The 21,254-nt window shown below is 63.4% G+C and carries 20 protein-coding genes and 1 riboswitch; of the genes, 6 read left to right on the forward strand and 14 right to left on the reverse strand.

Annotated elements, in window-relative coordinates:
• Positions 1–13 precede the first annotated feature (13 nt).
• The gene (locus NX775_RS16950) at positions 14–655 is read left to right on the forward strand and encodes a hypothetical protein (RefSeq protein WP_258837064.1); all 642 of its coding nucleotides are present in this window, start codon (positions 14–16) and stop codon (positions 653–655) included.
• 53 nt (positions 656–708) lie between these two features.
• On the opposite strand, the gene NX775_RS16955 is transcribed toward NX775_RS16950, so the two are convergent.
• The 11 genes from NX775_RS16955 to NX775_RS17005 all read right to left on the reverse strand — a co-directional run bounded on the left by NX775_RS16955 (position 709) and on the right by NX775_RS17005 (position 11,814).
• A complete protein-coding gene (locus NX775_RS16955) occupies positions 709–1,440 on the reverse strand; it encodes a helix-turn-helix domain-containing protein (protein WP_183554543.1) in 732 nt (243 codons plus the stop codon).
• A gap of 148 nt (positions 1,441–1,588) precedes the next feature.
• Positions 1,589–1,792 (reverse strand): hypothetical protein, encoded by a 204-nt coding sequence (locus tag NX775_RS16960; RefSeq protein WP_183554541.1) that lies wholly within the window; start codon positions 1,790–1,792, stop codon positions 1,589–1,591.
• Between the two features lie 19 nt (positions 1,793–1,811).
• Positions 1,812–3,149 (reverse strand): ATP-dependent protease ATPase subunit HslU, encoded by a 1,338-nt coding sequence (gene hslU / locus NX775_RS16965; RefSeq protein ID WP_183554539.1) that lies wholly within the window; start codon positions 3,147–3,149, stop codon positions 1,812–1,814.
• 13 nt (positions 3,150–3,162) lie between these two features.
• On the reverse strand, positions 3,163–3,699 hold the full coding sequence (gene hslV / locus NX775_RS16970; RefSeq protein ID WP_183554537.1) for an ATP-dependent protease subunit HslV: 537 nt from the start codon (positions 3,697–3,699) through the stop codon (positions 3,163–3,165).
• Between the two features lie 382 nt (positions 3,700–4,081).
• A complete protein-coding gene (locus NX775_RS16975; protein ID WP_258837065.1) occupies positions 4,082–5,341 on the reverse strand; it encodes an STAS domain-containing protein in 1,260 nt (419 codons plus the stop codon).
• Between the two features lie 266 nt (positions 5,342–5,607).
• Entirely contained in the window at positions 5,608–6,057 is a 450-nt protein-coding gene (dksA, locus tag NX775_RS16980) for an RNA polymerase-binding protein DksA (protein WP_183554535.1), read from the reverse strand.
• A gap of 255 nt (positions 6,058–6,312) precedes the next feature.
• Positions 6,313–7,386 carry a CobW family GTP-binding protein gene (locus NX775_RS16985; protein WP_258837066.1) on the reverse strand — a complete coding sequence of 358 codons (1,074 nt, stop codon included), beginning with the start codon at positions 7,384–7,386 and terminating at the stop codon, positions 6,313–6,315.
• A 160-nt stretch (positions 7,387–7,546) separates the two neighbouring features.
• Complete coding sequence (xerC, locus tag NX775_RS16990) at positions 7,547–8,497, reverse strand: tyrosine recombinase XerC (protein ID WP_258837411.1); 951 nt, start codon at positions 8,495–8,497, stop codon at positions 7,547–7,549.
• Positions 8,498–8,502: 5 nt separating this feature from the next.
• Positions 8,503–9,168 carry a DUF484 family protein gene (locus tag NX775_RS16995; protein ID WP_258837067.1) on the reverse strand — a complete coding sequence of 222 codons (666 nt, stop codon included), beginning with the start codon at positions 9,166–9,168 and terminating at the stop codon, positions 8,503–8,505.
• Between the two features lie 109 nt (positions 9,169–9,277).
• Positions 9,278–10,558: a porin gene (locus NX775_RS17000; RefSeq protein ID WP_258837068.1), complete on the reverse strand. Its 1,281-nt coding sequence runs from the start codon at positions 10,556–10,558 to the stop codon at positions 9,278–9,280.
• 206 nt (positions 10,559–10,764) lie between these two features.
• A complete protein-coding gene (locus tag NX775_RS17005) occupies positions 10,765–11,814 on the reverse strand; it encodes a porin (protein WP_258837069.1) in 1,050 nt (349 codons plus the stop codon).
• Between the two features lie 483 nt (positions 11,815–12,297).
• Here NX775_RS17005 and NX775_RS17010 point away from each other — a divergent pair, with 483 nt between their 5' ends.
• The gene (locus NX775_RS17010; RefSeq protein ID WP_258837070.1) at positions 12,298–13,962 is read left to right on the forward strand and encodes a tetratricopeptide repeat protein; all 1,665 of its coding nucleotides are present in this window, start codon (positions 12,298–12,300) and stop codon (positions 13,960–13,962) included.
• A 143-nt stretch (positions 13,963–14,105) separates the two neighbouring features.
• Here NX775_RS17010 and dapF read toward each other — a convergent pair whose 3' ends face one another.
• From dapF to NX775_RS17025, 3 genes are read right to left on the reverse strand one after another with little or no spacing between them, the layout of a single operon-like run.
• Complete coding sequence (dapF, locus tag NX775_RS17015) at positions 14,106–14,957, reverse strand: diaminopimelate epimerase (protein ID WP_258837071.1); 852 nt, start codon at positions 14,955–14,957, stop codon at positions 14,106–14,108.
• A gap of 4 nt (positions 14,958–14,961) precedes the next feature.
• Entirely contained in the window at positions 14,962–15,825 is an 864-nt protein-coding gene (locus tag NX775_RS17020; RefSeq protein WP_258837072.1) for an LpxL/LpxP family acyltransferase, read from the reverse strand.
• Positions 15,822–16,673, reverse strand: coding sequence for a lysophospholipid acyltransferase family protein (locus tag NX775_RS17025; RefSeq protein WP_258837073.1), 852 nt, complete (start codon positions 16,671–16,673; stop codon positions 15,822–15,824). The genes NX775_RS17020 and NX775_RS17025 overlap by 4 nt, the downstream gene beginning before the upstream one ends.
• A gap of 184 nt (positions 16,674–16,857) precedes the next feature.
• Between NX775_RS17025 and metK the strand changes: the two genes are divergently transcribed.
• From metK to ahcY, 4 genes are all read left to right on the forward strand, one after another.
• Positions 16,858–18,024, forward strand: coding sequence for a methionine adenosyltransferase (gene metK / locus NX775_RS17030; protein ID WP_258837074.1), 1,167 nt, complete (start codon positions 16,858–16,860; stop codon positions 18,022–18,024).
• 93 nt (positions 18,025–18,117) lie between these two features.
• Positions 18,118–18,915, forward strand: coding sequence for a PhzF family phenazine biosynthesis protein (locus tag NX775_RS17035; RefSeq protein ID WP_258837075.1), 798 nt, complete (start codon positions 18,118–18,120; stop codon positions 18,913–18,915).
• Between the two features lie 20 nt (positions 18,916–18,935).
• Positions 18,936–19,559 carry a glutathione S-transferase family protein gene (locus NX775_RS17040; RefSeq protein ID WP_258837076.1) on the forward strand — a complete coding sequence of 208 codons (624 nt, stop codon included), beginning with the start codon at positions 18,936–18,938 and terminating at the stop codon, positions 19,557–19,559.
• Positions 19,560–19,655: 96 nt separating this feature from the next.
• Positions 19,656–19,726, forward strand: a riboswitch (S-adenosyl-L-homocysteine riboswitch).
• 29 nt (positions 19,727–19,755) lie between these two features.
• Positions 19,756–21,168, forward strand: a complete 1,413-nt coding sequence (gene ahcY / locus NX775_RS17045; RefSeq protein ID WP_258837077.1) for an adenosylhomocysteinase — start codon at positions 19,756–19,758, stop codon at positions 21,166–21,168.
• Positions 21,169–21,254: the final 86 nt, after the last annotated feature.

Below are 21,254 nucleotides of genomic sequence, written 5' to 3' on the forward strand. Positions count from 1 at the left end.
TGCGAAAGACACCATGAACAAGCGTTTGCCCCTTCTTTTGACCCTGCTGGCCCTGCTCGTGCTGGCCGCTTCGGGCGCCTATTGGATCCTGCAGCTATACAAGCCCGAGCAGCGCCCGCTGGCCGCAGCGCCGCTGGCGACCCAGCCAGCGCCGAGTCCGGAAGCTGCAGCCACGCTGTTCGGCGGACAGCCGACGGTCGCGATTTCCAGTTTCCAGTTGACCGGTGTGGTCTCGGCCGGCGCGAACAGCGCCGTGATCCTGGTGGCCGACGGATCGCCGCCGAAAGCGGTGCGCATCGGCCGCGAAATCGCGCCCGGCGTCGTGGTGGCCGAAGTGCATCGGCGTTATGTGATGTTGTCCGACAGCGGCGTCATGAAGCGCGTCGAACTGGCGCCCGATGCCGGCCAGTCGAGTGCGATCAGCCAGCCGGTGCCGCGTGCGATGCCGCCGCAGCCGATGATGGAACCGCAAATGGCGCCGGGCGTCGTCAGTGCGCCGCCGATGATGCAGAGCGCACCGCCGAATGGCAATCCGCAAGGGATGCAGGGCCAGCCCCGCGATCCGCCGCCGGAGCAGGACAACCCGGGCCAGCAAGGCCAGCCGCAGATGCCACAGAACGCGCAGCCAATGAACGGCGAGCGGCCGGTGATGTAATCGCTGCGGCGCAGGCAGCGTGGCCGAGAATCAGCCGCCGCAGCAGTAGCCGCTTAGCGCCGCAATGCCGTAAACGCCGCCAGTTCCCACGACCTGAAGCCCAGCAGCAGCGTATGCCCCTTGCGCTCGTCGGCCGGCAGGCGCCGGTCGTTGCGGTGCAGGCGCGCCAGTTCGGCCGCCAATTGATCGATCTTCAGCGACAGTTCGAGCGCACTGGCCGGCGACAGCCGCGCCGGCAGGCACAGCAGCGCTTCGCCAGCCCCATCGAAGCGGCCCGAGAAGTAATCGTTCACCACGTTCTCGCGGAAGAAATGCTGCACCGGCCCATCCGGCAGCCAGCGAAATGCATTCGACACCCGCAGCAGGTAGCGGTTCAGCGGTTTCAGTTCAATCAGGCCCAGCCGGTCGAGCTCGGCCAGTAGCGTGATGCACTCGGCCTCGGTCAGGTCATAGGTTTCGATGATCTGTTCGATGCTCCAGTGGCCCAGGCAGCAGATCGCCATCAGCAGCAGGCGCGGGTTGGCAACGATCGAGCGTTCCTGCGTCAGGCTCAGCGCATCGAGCTGAGGCCGCGCCTCGATCGCTCCGCGCAGCAAGTCTTCCAGGCCAATGCCGGTGGCCTGGCAAATCTCCGCCAGGCGCGACAGCGCCATATCCTTTTGCCCGAACATGCGCTTGACGCTCGATTCGCTCACGCCAATGCGCTCGGACAGCGTTTTATACGTGATGCCAGCGGCGCGCAAGCGTATGCGCAGGGCGTCGAGGATCAGATCGGGTGAACTCATGGACAATCCAGAGAAAATGACAACGGCTGACTTTAACGTTGAATCACGGTGTGGACAAGGCGCGTACAGCCAATGGTGTGCCGCTGGCCAAAAAAACGGACACCGAAGTGTCCGCAAAGAGTGTATTCAGAGTAGAACTGGCGCCGGTTCAGTCGTCGTCGCCCGCCACCAGCTTGACCTTCCTGAGCGCCTGCTTGGCGGCAGTACGCTCGCTCGAGAGCGGCTTGGCATGCGGGCCGGCGGCGCGCGCCTTGGCCAGCGCGGCGATGGGATTGCGCGGCTTGCCCGCTTGCTGCGACGGTTCGATCCGCAACCGCATTTTTTGCCGCGTCGCCAATGCCTTGTTTGCCATGCCGGCCTCCGCAAAAAAATTACAGCACGTAGCGTGACAGGTCTTCGTTGACCGCCAGCGCGTCGAGTCGTTCGTTAACAAAGGCCGCGTCGATGCGCACCACCTGGTCTTTTTCCGACCCGGCAGTAAACGAGATTTCTTCGAGCAGCTTTTCCATCACCGTGTACAGGCGGCGCGCGCCAATGTTCTCGGTGCGCTCGTTGACCGAGAACGCGATCTCGGCCAGGCGATGGATGCCTTCGTCCAGGAACTCGACCTGCACGCCTTCGGTGGCCAGCAGCGCCTGGTATTGCTTGGTCAGGCTGGCGTGGGTCGACGTCAGGATGCTCTTGAAGTCTTCGATCGACAGCGACTCGAGCTCGACGCGAATCGGGAAGCGGCCCTGCAACTCGGGGATCAGGTCCGATGGCTTGGACAGGTGGAACGCGCCCGATGCGATGAACAGGATGTGGTCGGTCTTGATCATCCCGTACTTGGTGTTCACCGTCGTGCCTTCGACCAGCGGCAGCAGGTCGCGCTGCACGCCGGCGCGCGAGACATCGGCGCCGCCGTGCTCGGAGCGGGTCGCGATCTTGTCGATCTCGTCGAGGAACACGATGCCGTTCTGCTCGACGTTGGCGATGGCCTTTTGCTTGAGCTCGTCTTCGTTAAGCAGCTTGCCAGCTTCTTCGTCGATCAGGATCTTCATGGCTTCCTGCACCTTGAGCTTGCGCGGCTTCTTGCGTGCGCCGTTGGCGCCGGCAAACATCGACTTGATCTGCTCGGTCATTTCTTCCATGCCCGGTGGCGCCATGATTTCCATCTGCGGCGCAGCGTCAGAGACTTCGATCTCGATTTCGCGATCGTCGAGCGCGCCTTCGCGAAGGCGCTTGCGGAAGGTCTGGCGCGTGGCGTCGCCTTCCTTGCTGTCCGGCGTATTGGCGGTGTTGAAGCCAAAGTCGCGCGCCGGCGGCACCAGGATGTCGATGATGCGGTCTTCGGCGGCGTCTTCGGCGCGCTGGCGCACTTTCTTCGCTTCGCTGGCGCGGGTCTGCTTGATGCCGATGTCGATCAGGTCGCGGATGATGGTGTCGACGTCGCGCCCGACATAGCCGACCTCAGTGAACTTGGTCGCTTCGATCTTGATGAACGGCGCATCGGCCAGCTTGGCCAGGCGGCGCGCGATCTCGGTCTTGCCGACGCCCGTCGGGCCGATCATCAGGATGTTCTTCGGCGTGATTTCGTAGCGCAGCGGTTCCTCGACCTGCTGGCGGCGCCAGCGGTTACGCAGCGCGATCGCGACGGCCTTCTTGGCCTTGCCTTGGCCGACGACGTGCTTGTCCAGCTCGGAGACGATTTCGGGTGGGGTCATGTTCATGAAGCTGTTCATATCAGTCCAGGGTCTCGATGATGTGGGACATGTTCGTGTAGATGCACAGTTCGCCTGCAATGGTCAGCGCCTTCTTGACCACTTCGGCAGGCGCCATGTCGGTGTTCTCGTACAGGGCCTTGGCGGCCGACTGGGCATAGATGCCGCCGGAGCCGATCGCGCCGATGCCGTCTTCCGGCTCGAGCACGTCGCCATTGCCGGTGATGATCAGGGTGGACTCGCGGTCGGCCACGAGCAGCATGGCTTCCAGGCGGCGCAGCACGCGGTCGGTGCGCCAGTCCTTGGCCAGCTCGACCGAGGCGCGCAGCAGGTTGCCCTGGTGCTTTTCAAGTTTGCCCTCGAAGCGATCGAGCAGCGTGAAGGCGTCGGCGGTGCCGCCGGCGAAACCGCACAGGACCTTGCCCTGATACAGCTTGCGCACCTTGCGGGCCGAGCCCTTCATGACGACGTTGCCGAGCGTGACCTGCCCATCGCCGCCGAGCGCGACCTGATTGCCGCGGCGTACGCTGACGATGGTTGTACCGTGAAATTGTTCCATTTTTACCTCGTGATTGTCTGGCTACCAGCAGGTGGGGACCGTGCGCGGGATTGCAAGATTATCCGAACGGGAAATACGGATGCGCTTCCACAGCCGGGGTCAGGTCTGACATTCAGACACGACCTCAGCCTTAGCCACTTCCAACATTGCCACAGCCGGGGTCAGGTCTGACATTTGGACACGACCTCAGCCTTAGCCACTTCCAACAGTATCTTGCCCGGTAGTCGCATGGTCCAGTGCCAGCTAGTTCCGGCTACGCTACTGTCGAGATCGTGTCCGAATGTCAGACCTGACCCCGGCTTTTCGGTAGAGCTCGTGTCCGAATGTCAGACCTGACCCCGGCTTTTAATAACCTGACCCGGGTTTTCGGTGTGCTGTAGCGTCAGTAGCGGTGCGGATACAGCCGTACGCTCTCGCCGGCGCCGAGCAGCCGCAGCAGGGCGGCTACCAGGTGGTTCAGTTCGCGCAGCTCGACCGTGCGGCCGGCTGCCGCTTGCGCATCGAGCCGGGCCAGCAGGCTGCCGGCGCCGGCGTACTCGATGCGCGCCAGCCGTGAGCAGTCGAGCACGAGTGTGTCGCGTTCTGCGGCGTAGGCCTCGATGGCCCCCATCAATGCCGGGTCCAGGCTGCTGATCACGGCGGGCAGCATGAAGCGGTCGCCATGGCTCGGGGCCGGTGCGGCGGTCGAGACGTGGCGTGGCGCCTCGAACGAGGGTGGTGAGACTTCGTAGGTGACGCAGTAATCCATCGCCGCTTCTTCGAAATCCTTTTCGCGGTTGGTCAGCAGCAGCAGTTCGAGCAGCAGCAGCCACGGCGCCGGGCTGGCCCCGCGCTTGCCGATGACGAGCATGGGGCGCAGCATCGTGATCAAGGTGTCGGCGCCGGCCAGCACCAGGCCGCGGTCGCTGACGCGCAGCGTTTGCAGCGCGGGCAGCAGGCAGTCGGCGCCGTCTGTGTCGATGCTGCGCACCTTGCCGAAGTCGAGCCGCACGTTTGGCGCCTGCGCCTCGAGTACGCGCCGCAGGCGTGGCGCGACGGTCGCATCGAGCAGCGTATCGAAGGTTTCGGTGGCGGCCAGCCCCTGCGCCGGCTGGCTCGCGACCGAGGCAGGCGCAATTGGCTTCCAGGTGGGTGGTGAGGTTTCGAAGTGGCTGGCGTAATCGATGGCGATGCTCTCGAACAGTTCTTCGCGGCCATTGGCCTGGTACAGATCGAACAGCATCCACCATGGCAGGCGTTCGTGGCTGCCCAGCGTCGCGAGCGATTCGCGCAGCAATTGTTCGGCAGCGGCGCTCTGGCCGTTGGCGTACAGGATCGCACTTTCGTCGACCGCCGGAGCGCTGGCAGGCGCAGCAGCCTGGTCGGGGATGTCGTCGGGATCGGGCGCGGCGGCTACCGTGACGCCGTTTGCCGGGCGGCGGCCACTGTCCCAGGCCGGCTCGTCGTCGAACATGTCGGACGCGAATTCGAGTTCGATTTCGTCGATCTTGGCGGCGGTGGCACGGGCGATTTCACGCTGGCGTTCGCGCTCGGCGTCAGACGCCAGGCGTGACGGTTCGCTGCGCAGGCGCGACTCGGGTGGCGGCCAGCTGGGCGCGGCCACCGCATCGTTTTTTTTCTTCAGGAAGGAAAAAAGCCCCATGCTCACCGTTGTCTCGATAACGTGTCCATCATGACCTTAGCACGGACTTTTGCGACGTATGCTGAGCACACGTGGCCGGGCGCCAGTGTATCCGAAAGGAAATAGTCGTATGGTTTCGAGTAATTGTAGCGTGCGCGCACGGGCAGGATGGCAGCTGTCATGCGTCGTTACAAACATCAGGAAATCATGTCTGCAAACAAAAAAAGCATGCGACAGGTCGCATGCTTTTTGGTCGGTGCTGAATCAAGGTTCAGCACGCTCATCGATCAGTCGCCGTACAGCTTCTGCTTGAGTTCGCGACGCTGCTGGGCTTCCAGCGATAGCGTGGCAGTCGGGCGGGCGATCAGGCGCGGGATGCCGATCGGCTCGCCGGTTTCTTCGCACCAGCCGTATTCGCCGCCATCGATCGACTGAATCGATTGCTGGACTTTCTTGAGCAGCTTGCGCTCGCGGTCGCGCGTACGCAGTTCGAGCGCATGTTCTTCTTCGATGGTTGCGCGGTCGGCCGGATCGGGAACCAGCACGGTTTCGCGCAGGTGTTCCGTGGTTTCGCCGGCGTTCTTGAGCAGTTCGCGCTCAAGCTCTTGCAGGCGGTTCTTGAAGAATGCCAGCTGGGCCGCATTCATGTAGTCGCCCTCGCTCATCGCGCGAATCTCGTCTTCCGTCAGGAGGCGTTCGTCGGACTGGGCGGTATTCGGTTTCGTTGTTTTAGTCATGATGCCTTCGATACGACAGAGGTTTGCATTTTATCAGCTTGCCCATCAGAAACACCGCACAAATGGGTGCATGCCGGGCAGGCTGCCTTGATGACGACGGTACGCCATCCTATCTCCGTCCGCGCCGCATGGGCGGCAAGGGCGGTTCACCACTGGCTGTTTGAAGCGCGTCGTGGCGGTCCGTGCGGCCCGGCCTGGCAAACTGTCGACGCATGGCGCCGGACATGCCTGCTTGGCCAGTCAAACTGATGCAGTTTATACCAAACACTGTTCCAGTCCGCGGATAAATACGTCTTTTGGTAAATTTTTACCAATAAAGACCATCTTGGTGGCGGGCGTTTCATTCTCCCCCCATTTCGGTCCCACGTCGCTGCCCATGATCTGGTGCACGCCCTGGAACACGACCTTGCGATCAACGCCATCCATTCGCAATACACCCTTGTAGCGCAGCATTTGCGGGCCGAAGACCTGGACCAGGCTGCCGAGGAACTGTTCCAGCCGCTCCGGGTCGAATGCGCGCTCGCTCTTGAACACGAACGCGGCGATGTCGTCGCTGTGGTGGCTGTGATGATGATCGTGGCTGCACGACGCATCGTGCACGTGGTCGTGACCGTGGCCGCAATCGGCGCCATGCTCATGGTCGTGATCATGATCGTGCCCGTCTTCGCCATCGACACGCAGGAAATCGGGATCGATGTCCAGCTTGTCGTTCAGGTTGAAGCCGCGCAGGTCGAGCACGTCGGCAATCGGCGCGCGGCCGAAGTCGCTCGTGGCGATCGGGGCACGCGGATTGATGCGCTGCAGGCGCGCCTTGAGCGCATCGACGGCAGCGGCATCGACCAGGTCGGTCTTGGACAGCAGGATCTTGTCGGCAAAGCCCACCTGGCGCTGGGCTTCTTCGTGCGCAGTCAATTGTTCCATCGCATGTCGCGCGTCGACCACGGTCACGACGGCGTCGAGCAGGTAGTGGGCGCCAACTTCTTCATCGACGAAGAAGGTCTGCGCGACCGGGCCGGGATTCGCCAGCCCCGTTGTTTCGATGACAACGCGGTCGAAACTGATCTCGCCAGCGGCGCGTTTCTTTGCCAGGCTGTTGAGTGCTTCGATCAGGTCGCCACGCACGGTGCAGCAGATGCAGCCGTTGTTCATCTCGATGATCTGCTCGCCCGAGTCCTGCACCAGGATCTCGTTGTCGATGTTCTCTTCACCGAATTCATTCTCGATGACGGCGATGCGCATGCCGTGGTCTTCCTGCAGGATGCGGTTGAGCAGGGTGGTCTTGCCCGCGCCGAGAAAGCCGGTGAGGATGGTGCTGGGGATCAGGTCCATTGGTTCGCTACTCGTGGTTGACATCAAGGTTGGACAAAAGAACCGGGGGATTATGCCGCAATTCTTGCAACCTCACCATCTGGCGTGTCGCGTGCTAAGCGCGTTCAAATCTTGCGGGAAATTTCTGAGCCTGATCGCGCTAGGCGCGGTTCGGTCCGCTTCACGACTCCGGTTTGGCTTTCGCCCGCGGGTGCGCCGCGTCATACACTTTCGACAAGTGCTGAAAGTCCAGTGCCGTATAGATTTGCGTGGACGTGATGCTGGCATGGCCCAGCAGTTCCTGCACTGCGCGCAGGTCGCCCGACGATTGCAACAGGTGCGACGCAAACGAATGGCGCAGCACGTGCGGGTGCACGTGTACCGGCGTGCCGGCGCGCAGCGCGTGCTGCTTCAGGCGGGTTTGCACGACGCGTGGCGTGATGCGGGTGTCGCGCGCCGACAGGAACAGCGCGGCGCCCCCGTCGCGCGCGGCAGGGCGCACCGCGAGCCAGCGTGCCAGCGCCTCGCGCGCCGGCCCGCCCACCGGCACCCGGCGCATCTTGTTACCCTTGCCGGTCACCACCACTTCGCCCGCCTGCAGGTCGAGCCAGCCCAGCGAGCCCGGCTGCCCGCCGCGCGCATCCTGCCAGGCCACATCCAGGCCCGCCAGTTCCGACACGCGCAGCCCGCTCGAATACAGCAGTTCGAACATCGCGTGATTGCACAGCTCGAACGGCTCGAGATGGCCGCGCTGGTTTGCTTCCATCAATTGCACGGCATCGTCGACCGCCAGCGCCTTCGGCAAGCTCTGCGCGCGCTTTGGGGCGCGCACGCCGTCGACCGGATTGGCGGCAAGCGTCGTCTGGTGCGACAGCCATTCATAGAAGCCGCGCCAGCCCGAGAGCTTGCGCGCAATGGAGCGCGCGGACTGGCCGCCGGCATGCAGCTTGCCGGCAAAACGGCGGATGTCGGCGTGGACCAGCCGGGCCCAGTCGCGGTGGCCGGCCAGTTCGGCGAGTTCGGCCAGGTCGCGCCGGTAGGCCGCGATCGTGTGCGGCGACAACTGGCGCTGGGTGGCCAGTTCGCCGAGGTAGCGCGCGGCCCAGTCAGTTGGCGGCTCGCGCGTGTCCATGCTCGTCAAGCGCGCAGCGGCGCCAGCGCAGTGGTAGCGGTGGCAGCGATGTGGACCAGGAAATCGGTCGCCATCGCGGTGGTGAAGCGCGCCGGATCGGGCGAACCCAGCACCAAGAGGCCAAAGCTCTGGCCCGGCGCGCCGAGCGGCAGCATGACCGTCGAGCGGACCGATTCGGCGTCGTCCAGCCAGCGCACCGCTTCGAAATCATTGTTCGGACCGCAATATGGCGCGCGCAGGCTGTTGGCGAAGATGCGTGCGTCGTCCGAGACATTGCTGGCGAACCAGGCGTCGGCATGTTCCGGCGCCACATGCCACAGGCGCAGTGTCACTTGCGGCACGGTGAAGTGGGTGCGCAAGCCCTCGATCAGGTCACGCGCCATCGCGGCGCCGCCTTTCGAGACCAAGAGGGCCTGGGTCCAGGCGTGGAAGCGGTTGGCGATGCCGGCGTTTTCTTCGGCGCGGCGCGACAGGTCGGACAGGCGCAGTTCGAGCGCGCGGTACTTGTCGCGCATGACTTCCATCTGGCGTTCCTGGAGCGACACGGTGCGGCCGGTCAGCGGACTCGACAGTTTCACTTCACCCAGCAAGCCGGCTTGCTCCTGGAAGAACTCCGGGTGATCGGTCAGGTATTGCGCAACAGTGCTGGCGTCCAGTGGTGCAGTGCTCATGAGGAGAATAGGGTATTGAAATGGATCGGATCATTTTAACCGACGCTGGGCGTTGCACCGGAGAACAAAAAAGACGCCCGAAGGCGTCTTTGCATGGACAGGGGCACTGTCAGAAGCGGTGACGGATACCCAGTTGCAAGGCGCGGCCATCGGCGCCCGGTGCTTCGGTAAAGCCACCCGGATTGCCCGAGGTGCCCGGCGAATACTGCGCTTCGTTGTCGTTCTTGATGAACGCCAGCGCCGTGTACAGGTCGGTACGCTTGGACAGGTAGTAGTTGTAGCCCAGCGCGTACAGATTGGCATCGCTGTTGGAGGCGGTGCGGTCGTTCTGGTGCGCGTACGATGCGACGATGCGGCCGTTGCCGATCTTGTAGTGCGCGCCGATCTGGTAACTGTTGGCGTCCTGCTTGGTATTGGCCGAAATCGCGCTGGCGAAGATGCCGCGCAGTTGCTGCTGCGCGACCGCAGGAATGCCTTGCGCGGTCAGCGCCGGGCCCACGGCCGTGTCCCAGCCATTCAGGTAGTCCGGGATCAAGGCCGAATTATCGTTGCGCTGGCTGTGGAAGCCGGCAAAGAATTTCCAGCTCTCGCCCAGCGCGTAAGAGCCGCCAACGGTCAGCGTGCGCAGGCTCGGCCGGTTCTGCTGGTCGTAGCCGTGGTTGTAGCCAACACCGACGTCGAAACCGTTGGCCTTGTACGTCACCGCGCCGGCGCGGAACTTGTTATAGCGACCGAGGTAGCCGGAATTGCGCGCGCCGTACATGACCGAGCCGCCCAGGCCATTTGGCAACGCGATGCGGTACTGGATGGCTTCCTGCGAGCGGATGTCCGCGCCCAGTGCGGTAAAGCCGGCGGTGCCGCCCGTGACGTGGCCCCAGGTGCCGGCCGTGCCCGATTCAAAGGCATCGGCCATATTGAACACTTCGTAGCCCGGCGTGTACATGCGGCCCAGCAGCACGGCGCCGATCGGGGTGATCAGGCCAACCATCGAGGTACGGTCGAACAAGGCTTTTTCCTGGTTGACGGCGGGCGCACCCGGCGGCTGGATGGCCGCTTGCAGGCGGTCGCGAATGGCAACCGGGATGCGCTCCATGCCGCGCAGCAGGTAGCGGCCCGGATTGTCGTTCATCAGCGTCGGCTGCTGCGAACCCGTGTCGAGTTCGACGCGGGCTTCAAGATTGAAAATCGCCTTGTAGCCATTGCCCAGGTCTTCGGAGCCGCGCAGGCCGAGGCGTGAGCCATCGGCGCCGCCACTGTAGATCTTGGTCGGGCCACCTTTTTGCCACATCACGCCGGCGTCGGCAATGCCGTAGATCTGGACACTGGTCTGGGCCAGGGCGGTGCTTGCGAAGGTCGCGCCGAGCAAGGCGGCGATAAGGCATTTTTTCATGGTGTCTCCATATTATTTTCTTGTCGCGTGGCATGAGCCCGCTACGCAAATATGCCATTGCCATGATGCACTGTACAGAACGCTCGTTCGGAAAAGCCCTGGTGGCGCATCCTCGTTGTGAAAAGGCTACAGAGCGTTCCAAACGACAAGGGCGGACATCGTTGCCGATGTCCGCCCTCAAGTGGTTGCCGTCCGCTGCAGTGGGTTCAGAACGTGTGGTGAATACCGATGTCGTACTGGTTGATCGTGCCCGGGGCGGCCGGGACGCCTTTTTTGCGCGACACGTCGAAATACAGGTAGGTGCGCTTGGACAGGCTGTATTCATAGCCCAGCGACAGTTGCTTGACCTTTTCCAGGCCATCGGTGTCCTTCTGACCATAGCCAGCGAGGAATTTCCCGGGACCCACCGTGTAATTCGCGCCCACGACCCACGAACTGGTGTCGGTATTGAACAGGCGCGTATTGTCTTCGTCGAGCCGTGTGAACGTGCCCATCAGCTTGAGTTCGGGTGTCGGATTGACTGAGGCACCGATCGACCAGACCTTCGATTCGACGGCGTTGCGCTCATAAGCCGCCATCAGCGCAGCCGGGCCGTTGTTATAGGTGCCGGAGATGGAGAACGGATTGGTCGAGGCTTCAGTGCCGGCCGCATACTGCGGCGCCGCTGCACTGCCGCGGCCGATGATGGCCACGGCGCCATTGTTTTCTTTGGTGGCGATGGCCGTATTGAGCTGGAAGCCGTTGACGACCGGCGAGTTGTACCAGACCGCGTTCGACCAGCGGTTGCTGGCGGAACCGATCGGGTCGAGGGGCTGCGAGCTGTAGCCGGCCACGCTCAGATCGGTATAAAAGCCGCCCGCGGTTTCGATGGCGTGGAACGGCTCGAAGGCGCCGATGGTTTCGTGGAACGGGGTCAGGCCGCGGCCGATGCGAAGCATGCCGAAGTCGCCCTGCAGGCCGACGCGGCTCTGGCCCTGGAACAATCTGCGTCCATTGCCATCTGGGCCGATTTCGGCGCTGCCGGTGTCCGGCTCGTAACGGGTTTCAAGTTGGAACAGGGCCTTGAGGCCATTGCCCAATTCTTCGGTGCCCTTGAAGCCCAGGGTGTTGGCCGAGCGCTTGCCGATACTGACGTTCTGGCTGCTGCGCTTGACGATGCCGGCATCGAGGTTGCCGTAGACCTGTACTGACGTCTGCGCATGGGCCGCACCGGCGCAAGCGCCAAGCAGTGCGACAGCCAGGAGAGAAGTCTTCATCGGGGTAATCCTGTCAATAAAGTGAACACGTACATCTGGAGCGTTGAGACCTGGCTGAACGCGCGATACGTGCACCTTAAATCTTTCAAACGTCAAGACTAGCTAATTCGTCAATTATCGGGGGGGCGCCGCGCTCCTTGCCAATAAATCGAACCGTGCTGTTGTATTTTTGAAACGACTGTCAGAAATCGGGGTTGTGCAGTACGTGTCGACGGAGCAAACCGACGTTGCCGGCCTCGGCCTGACCGTTTGTCTTGCGAATATCCGAAACAGTTTCATCGGATTCGTGCTGTTTTGTGACCTCTCAATCGGCTCGGGAATCCAATCGAATCACCATCTGCCACGGCGTAGACTTTGGCCTCGTTCGCACAGCAGCGCCGTATGGTGCCGATAGCTTGTATATTTGCAACTTCCATGTTGCCGCTGTGTGTCGCAGGCATACTTTCCATGGCTTTCAGGTCATGTCTTTCACGTATTCCAACCATGGCTAACCGCGAAGAACTGGCGATCATCCGCAATGCCCGTGCCGGCCAGGTGGCAGCCCAGCTCGCGCTGGGCAAGCTGTACCTGTTTGGCAGCAGCAGCTTGCCGCAAAGCCTTCCTACCGCGCTGCACTGGCTGGAGCGCGCGGCGCGGCAAGATTGTCCGCCGGCCTGGCAATTGATCGGCAACCATATCCCGCTTGAACTGGCGCAGCGTGATGCAGCAGGCGTGTCGCAATGGTACGAACGTGCCTATGACGATGGCAGCGTGCATGCCGGCTTCGTGTTTGCGCAACTGGTGCTCGATCCCCTGGCGCCGGTCGCGCAGCAGCAGCCCAAAGCCGTGCGCGCGCTCGAAGACGCCGCGCGGGCCGGGTTTTCGCATGCCCAGGTGCTATTGACCCGGCAGCACGAGCAGGCCGCCAGCAGGGCGGCGGCCACGCCGGCCATGGCGGCGCGTACGCAGGCGGTGCAGGGTGCGCGGCATGGCGCGCAGCATGGGGCGCAGAATGGTGCGGCGCATTGCGCACGACTCTCGCCCGCGCAATGCGCCGCCATGGCGCAGCATGCGGGCCTCGACGCGTTGTGGTTCGCGCGGCGCTGGGCCGACTATCTGCGCCTGGCGTTGCCGCAGGCACGGGCGCTGGTCGATGAACACGGCGAGCCGGGCGAACTGCGCCGGTTCGCGCCGGATGAGATCACGCTGCTGTCGCGCTGCGCGCGTCTGATGGATCCTGCACTTGAGGGAGACCATGGCGTCGATGGCGTTGGTGATGCGGCCGGCGCTGTGCAGGCGCCCTGCGATCCCGGTGAGCTGGCCATCTTCTGGGAACTGGCTGCCGCTGAACACGATCCCCACGCGCAACTGGCGCTGGGCCTGCGTTCTGCGCGCATGCGGGTGGATGGCCGGCGCCTTGGCAGTGGCGATGCGCATGCCGCGCACGTGGCCAATTTCAAACGGGCGATCCGTTGGCTGACGCTGGCGGGCGAGCAGGGGCTGGCCGAGGCGTGGTACGCGCTGTCGCGCATCTGCATCAAGCCAGAATTCTCACAGCGTAATGTGGCCGATGCCCAGCGCTACCTCCAACGCGCGGCCGAAATGGGTTACCGCGACGCCCAGCTCGAATGCGGCCACAACGCCTGGCGCGCGCGCCGCGAAAACGAGAACAACGATGTGCGGGCCGTGTACTGGCTGCAAAAAGCGGCGCAGCAGGATGCACCCGACGCAGCCGGCCTGCTGCACAAGATCGCGCCGCGCCTGAGCACCACGCCGTACACCGATACGGGGGCCTTGCTGGCGCTGCACGCCGGGGCGCTGGCGGGGCATCCGCTGCTGGCGGCGCGTCTCGAACTGGCGCAGCTGTTCAATCTGTCGCGGCCCGAAGCCTTGCTGCTCGATGTGGTGGCCGCCGACCAGGGCCACTGCCTGATCATCGATATCCGCGCCAGTTACGGGCGCAGCAAGCGGCGGTTGGTGATGGTGGCGCCGGGGCCCGAGCGCCAGGCGCTCGACCGCATCGTGCGCCTGTTCGAGCCGGTCGATTGTGGCCCGGCCGGGCCGGAAGGCAATTACCGCCAGCGCCTGTACCGGCTGCGCACGCTGCTCAACATCGCGCAGCCTGACAGCGACGACGGAGCCGGCGCCAATGTGGAACTGGCGGCCTGACGCGCACGTCAGTAGCTTGGGCGGGTTTCCCGCCCACGCGTTCAACATAAATCGATGTTGTGGCGCACCAGGGATCGTTGGATGCGTGGATGGGAAACCCGCCCCGCCGGTCGCATACACCCTACGGCCGAGCGGCTTTAAGATCAGATCTCGACTTCGCCTTCAAACACCGACACGGCCGGGCCGCTCAAATACACCGGCTGGTCCGGGCCGGCCCAGGCGATGCTGAGTTCGCCGCCACGGGCCGAGACGCGCACCGGCGAATCGAGCAGGCCGCGCCGGATGCCGGCCACGACCGCGGCGCAGGCGCCGGTGCCGCAGGCCAGCGTCTCGCCCGCGCCACGCTCGAACACGCGCAGGCGGATATGGTGCCGGTCGATCACTTGCAGGTAGCCGGCATTGACGCGTTTTGGAAAGCGCACGTGGCGCTCGATCAGCGGGCCCGTCTCTTCCACCGGCGCCGCATCGACATCGTCGACCACCTGCACCGCATGCGGATTGCCCATCGACACGACCGACACGAAGACGGTCTCGTCGCCGACCGGTAGCGGCCACAAGGTGTCGTCACCCTGGACCATGCCTGCCAGGCCGTTTTCGTCGAACGGCACGTCGGCCGGTACGAGGCGCGGCGCGCCCATGTCGACCGTGACGCTGCCATCGTCTTCCAGGCGCGGGTTGATGATGCCCGACATGGTCTGCACGCGGATGCTGCGCGCCTGTGTCAGCCCCTTGTCGACGACAAAGCGCACGAAGGCGCGCGAGCCGTTACCGCACTGCTCGACTTCGCCGCCATCGTTATTGAAGATGCGATAGCGAAAGTCCACCCCCGCGTCGGTCGGGCGTTCCACGACCAGGATCTGGTCGGCGCCAATGCCGAAGCGGCGGTCGGCCAGGCGGCGCCATTGATCGATACTCAGGTCGACCTGCTGGTTGATCGCATCGACAACGATGAAGTCGTTGCCGGCGCCGTGCATCTTGGTGAATTTCAGTTTCATGGCTTCAATCGTACAGCGAAGGTTCACCCGGCGGCCGGGTTTTAAAACGTTTGTGGGTCCAGAAATATTGTTCCGGCGCCTCGCGCACGCGCTCTTCAATAAAAGCGTTCATGCGGCGGGTCGCTTCGACCATATCGTCGCCCGGGTAGTTTTCCCAGGCAGGATAAAAGCGCACGCGCCAGCCCTGGTAATTGGGCAGGTAGGTCGCAATCACGGGGATGACCTTGGCGCCGGTCGTGCCGGCAATCCGGCCCAGCGCGGTCAGCGTCGCGGCGGGCACGCCGAAGAACGGCACGAACTCGGCATCCTTCTCGCCGAAGTCCATGTCCGGCAGCATGAAATAGGGCAGGCCGTCGCGCAGTGCGCGCAGGATCGGCTTGATGCCTTCCTTGCGCGTCACCAGGCGTACCGGGCCGTAGCGTTCGCGGCCATGGCGCAGCAGGCGGTCGAAGTCTTCGTTTTTTTGCGGCACGTACATGCTGCACACCGGAATCACACGGGCGCCGATGCCGGCCACGTCCAGGCACACGAAGTGCGGGCACAGCAGGATCGTCGGGCCGTCCTGCATGGCGGCCAGCGGCACCGACGGTTCGATCTGGATCAGGCTGCGCACGCGTTCTTCGGGCGCCCACCACAGGATCGAGCGCTCGAAGATGCTGCGGGCGTAGGCGCGGAAATGCTGCTTGGCGATCGTGCGGCGCGCATGCTCGTCGAGCTCGGGCAGGCACAGGCGCAGATTGGTCAGCGCGATCTTGCGGCGCTTGCCCAGGATCACGAACATCAGGCTGCCGATCGCTTCGCCGAAGCGGCCCAGAATGGGCAACGGCAAGAAATGCAGCAACCACATAAATCCCAGCAAGATCTTCATGGCGCGACCTCGGTGTCCGGACCCGCCACGCCGTCCGGCTGCTTGTAGCGGTTATAGCTCCAGAAATACTGGGCTGGCGCACGGGCAATGAGTTGCTCCATCGCCCGGTTGATCGCCGCTGCCTGCTCGGCACCCGTGCCGGACAGGTCGCCATCGAACTCGACGAAGCGCACGATGTAGCCGGCGCCGTGCGGACGGCGCTCGGCATACACCAGCAGGATGTCGGCCTTGCCGAGCTGCGCCAGCTTGGCCGGCAGCGTCATCGTGTAGGCGTTGCGGCCGAAAAATGGCGCCCAGACGCCTTCGCCTTCTTGCGGCACCTGGTCTGGCAGCAAGCCGATCGGCTGGCCGCCCTTGAGGGTCTTGGCCAGGATGCGCACGCCCGACAGATTCGCCGGCGCCAGGTGCAGGTTGTGGCGCGCACGGGCGCCTTCGACCAGCGGCTTCAATGCGCTCTTGCGCGGCGGGCGATACATAACGGTCAGCGTCGTGCGCAGCGCGATTTGCTGCGCCGTCATTTCAAAGCAACCCAGGTGTGGCGTAAGAAAGACAATCCCGCGACCGGCGTCGAGCCGGGCCTGAACCAGGTCCCAATTCTCTACCGTGGCATGCCTGGCAACTCGCTGCGGGTTGGCGCACCAGACGAACGCGAGCTCGATGGCGGCCTTGCCGGCCTCGGCCACGGCCCCGCGCCAGTGCGCGTCATAGCCGGCCTGGGCCAGGTTGGCGCGCAGGCGCTTGCGATACGATGGCGACAGGCCATACACCAGCCAACCCATCGCTGCGCCCAGGGCGTGCAGGAGTGGCAAGGGGAAAACGGAAAGTATCCGAAAAAGTACAACTAACATGTCGATTGTTGGGTAGCGGACGCCACGCGCGTTTCCACACCAAAATTCCAAGGAAGCGTAAAATACCACTTTATGCTGGATCCGCCGAGTTAACAGACAACTTGCGAAGCGGAATATAAATGTCGCTAAAGCGTCGCAGGCTCAGTTTGCTGCGGCAGAATTATGACCCGTAACAGGAGCCTTCATGTCGAACGACTACCTCTTTACCTCTGAATCCGTTTCCGAAGGCCACCCAGACAAGGTGGCTGACCAGATCTCCGACGCCATCCTCGATGCGATCCTGACCGAGGATCCAACCGCCCGCGTCGCTGCAGAAACGCTGTGCAATACCGGCCTCGTCGTTCTCGCCGGTGAAATCACCACCCACGCCAACGTCGACTACATCAAGGTCGCACGTGACACCATCAAGCGCATCGGCTACGACAATACCGATTTCGGCATCGACTACAAGGGTTGCGCCGTCATGGTCTGCTACGACAAGCAGTCGCCGGACATCGCGCAGGGCGTCGACGAAGGCAAGGGCATCGACCTCGACCAGGGCGCCGGTGACCAGGGCCTGATGTTCGGCTATGCCTGCGATGAAACGCCAGAGCTGATGCCAGCTGCCATCTATTACGCGCACCGCCTGGTCGAGCGCCAGTCGCAGCTGCGCAAGGATGGCCGTCTGCCATGGCTGCGTCCGGATGCCAAGTCGCAAGTCACGCTGCGCTATGTCAATGGCCGCCCGGTTGCCGTCGACACTGTCGTGCTCTCGACCCAGCATCATCCTGACGTAACCCATGCGCAGATCGAAGAAGCCGTCATCGAAGAAATCATCAAGACCACGCTGCCGCGCGAGTGGCTCAAGGACACCCGTTTCCTGGTCAACCCGACCGGCCGCTTCGTCATCGGCGGTCCGCAGGGCGATTGCGGCCTGACCGGCCGCAAGATCATCGTCGACACCTACGGCGGCGCAGCCCCGCACGGCGGCGGCGCGTTCTCGGGCAAGGATCCTACCAAGGTCGACCGTTCGGCTGCGTACGCCGCCCGCTATGTGGCCAAGAACATCGTCGCCGCCGGCCTGGCGCGTCAGTGCCAGGTGCAGGTCAGCTACGCCATCGGCGTGGCGCGTCCGATCAATATCACCGTGTACACCGAAGGCACCGGCGTGATCCCGGACGACAAGATCGCAGCGCTCGTCAACGAGCACTTCGACCTGCGCCCGAAAGGCATCGTCCAGATGCTCGACCTGCTGCGTCCGATCTACACCAAGACCGCCGCCTACGGTCACTTCGGCCGCGAAGAGCCGGAATTCACGTGGGAACGCACCGACAAGGCAGCCGAACTGCGCGCAGCAGCCGGCATCGCCTAAGTTCCTGACGCGCACCGCGACAGCACCGCGAACCCCAAAAATTGCCCTGCAGTTTTTGGGGTTTTTTCTTGCCCATTGCACTAGAAGGACGCCATGCAGGTACTGCCCATCTATCAAGTCGATGCCTTCACGAACCGGCTGTTTGGCGGCAATCCGGCCGCCGTCGTCGTGCTGGACGCGTTTCCCGACACGGCGCTGCTGCATGCGATCGCTGCCGAAAACAACCTGGCCGAGACAGCGTTCCTGGTGCCGCATGACGGGCAGTACCGCTTGCGCTGGTTCACGCCGCTGGTCGAGGTGCCGCTGTGTGGCCATGCCACGCTGGCGAGCGCGGCGGTTGTCATGGAACGGCTCGAACCCGGTCGCACCGAGGTCGTGTTCGATACGGCGAGCGGTCCGCTGCCGGTGCGGCGTTCAGCAACCGGCTATGTGCTGGATTTTCCTGCCCGCAAACCAGAACTGGTAGTGGCGCCGCCCGGTCTGGCAGCGGCCTTGGGCTGCCATCCGCACGAATTGCTCGACGTCCTCGACGATGGTTTCGTTTATACGGCCGTGCTGGCAGACGCACGCGTCGTGCGCGAACTCGCGCCGGATTTCGGTGCCATCGGGCGCCTGGCGCGGCCCGGCCTGGCCGTGACGGCGCGGGGCGACGGCGACTACGATTGCGTCAGCCGCTACTTTGCCCCGGCCAAAGGTGTGCCGGAAGACCCCGTCACGGGCAGCGCCCATTGCGCGCTTGCGCCATACTGGGGCGCGCGGCTGGGCAAGACGACACTGCGCGCCTTCCAGGCATCGCGCCGCGGCGGCGAACTGGCGTGCCGGCTGGTCGACGGCCGGGTCGAGCTCGAAGGTGGATGCGTGCTGTATCTCGAAGGCCGCATCACCGTTTGATTCAATTCACAGGAGACCCCATGTTGAAAATTCTCGGAAAAGCTGCCTCGCTCAACGTGCGCAAGGTCTTGTGGACCTGCAGCGAACTGGACATCCCGTTCAAGCGCGAAGACTGGGGCGCAGGCTTTCAGTCGCCCCAGCAGGAAGCCTTCCTTGCGCTTAACCCCAACGCGACGGTGCCGGTCATCGTCGATGGCGACTTCGTGCTGTGGGAATCGAACGCGATTTGCCGCTACCTGTGCGCCAACAGCGCCGAACAGCACCTGCTGCCGCCCACACCGCGCGCCCGCGCGCTGGTCGAGCAGTGGATGGACTGGCAAGCTACCGAACTGAACAATGCCTGGCGCTATGCGTTCATGGGACTGGTACGGGGCAGCCCGGCGCACCGTGACCCGGATCAGATCGCGGCGAGTATCGCCAGCTGGCACCGGCATATCGGCATCCTCGAACGCCAGCTGGCCAGCACCGGCGCCTACGTGACCGGCGCGCAATTCTCGCTGGCAGACGTCGTGATCGGCCTGTCGGTCAACCGCTGGCTGCTCACGCCGATGGAGCGGCCGGATTATCCGGCCGTGCTCGCTTACATGGAACGCCTGAATGAACGTTCAGGATTCCGGACGTTCGGCGCCAACGGCGAGCCGTGAATGCTGAACCGTCGGGCGTTGCTGTCGGGTCACGCCGTGTCCCGGTGCTCGGCCAGGCAAGCATATCCATGGCGGATCAAGCGTGCTAAACTACTTCGTTCCGAGGAGCGTTGCGACTGAAAGACTCCTTTCAGCCAGGCTCGGATCAGCAACTGCGCTCACGTTACTTTTTTCTAATCATTGAAAGGAGGGCGTGATGAACGCCGTACTCAAAGAAACTGCCGACTATCTGGTCGCCGACATTTCCCTGGCCGCCTGGGGCGAAAAAGAAATCCGCATCGCTGAAACCGAGATGCCGGGTCTCATGGCCATTCAGGAAGAATACGCTGCCACGCAACCGCTCAAGGGCGCGCGCATTGCCGGCTCGCTGCACATGACGATCCAGACCGCCGTGCTGATCCGCACGCTGGAAGCACTGGGCGCCACCGTGCGCTGGGCATCGTGCAACATCTACTCGACGCAAGACCACGCTGCCGCGGCCATCGCCTCGGTCGGCACGCCAGTGTTCGCCGTCAAGGGCGAAACCCTGGACGAATACTGGGAATACACCCACCGCATCTTTGAATGGCCAGGCGACAGCCACGCCAACATGATCTTGGACGATGGCGGCGATGCAACCCTGCTGCTGCACCTGGGCGTGCGCGCTGAAACCGACATGTCGGTGCTCGACAAGCCGGGTTCGGAAGAAGAAATCTGCCTGTTCAACGCGATCAAGGGCCGTCTGGCACGTGATCCGAAGTGGTACTCGAAGCGCCTGCCGGAAATCAAGGGCGTGACCGAAGAAACCACGACCGGCGTGCACCGCCTGTACCAGATGCACCAGGAAGGCAAGCTGGCTTTCCCGGCCATCAACGTCAATGACTCGGTCACCAAGTCGAAGTTCGACAACCTGTACGGTTGCCGCGAATCGCTGGTCGACGGCATCAAGCGCGCGACCGACGTCATGATCGCCGGTAAAGTGGCCGTGATTGCCGGTTACGGTGACGTCGGCAAGGGCTCGGCCCAGGCCATGCGCGCACTGTCGGCGCAGGTGTGGGTCACCGAAATCGATCCGATCTGCGCACTGCAGGCGGCGATGGAAGGCTACCGCGTCGTGACGATGGATTACGCGTGCGAACACGGCGACATCTTCGTCACCTGCACCGGCAACTACCATGTCATCACCGAGCAGCACATGCTCAAGATGAAAGACCAGGCCATCGTCTGCAATATCGGTCACTTCGACAACGAAATCGAAGTTGCCGCGCTCAAGAAATATGAGTGGGACAACATCAAGCCGCAGGTCGATCACGTCATCTTCCCTGATGGCAAGCGTATCATCCTGCTGGCCGAAGGCCGCCTGGTGAACCTCGGTTGCGGTACGGGTCACCCGTCGTACGTGATGAGCTCGTCGTTTGCGAACCAGACGATCGCCCAGATCGAACTGTTCATGAACACCGAGCAGTATCCGGTGGGCGTGTACACGCTGCCGAAGAAGCTGGACGAAAAAGTCGCGCGCCTGCAACTGCGCAAGCTGAACGCCCAGCTGACCACGCTGACCGACGAGCAAGCCAAGTACATCACGGTGAGCCAGGACGGTCCGTACAAGCCGGAACACTATCGCTATTAATCAGTCCTGGACTGTGCACTAGCTGTTCCGTTGTTCTGTGAAACGCCTTTCGGGGCGTTTCGTTTATCCAAATCCACGAAAGTCTG

The organism is Massilia aurea (assembly GCF_024753205.1).
Taxonomy (GTDB): Bacteria; Pseudomonadota; Gammaproteobacteria; order Burkholderiales; family Burkholderiaceae_D; genus Telluria; species Telluria aurea.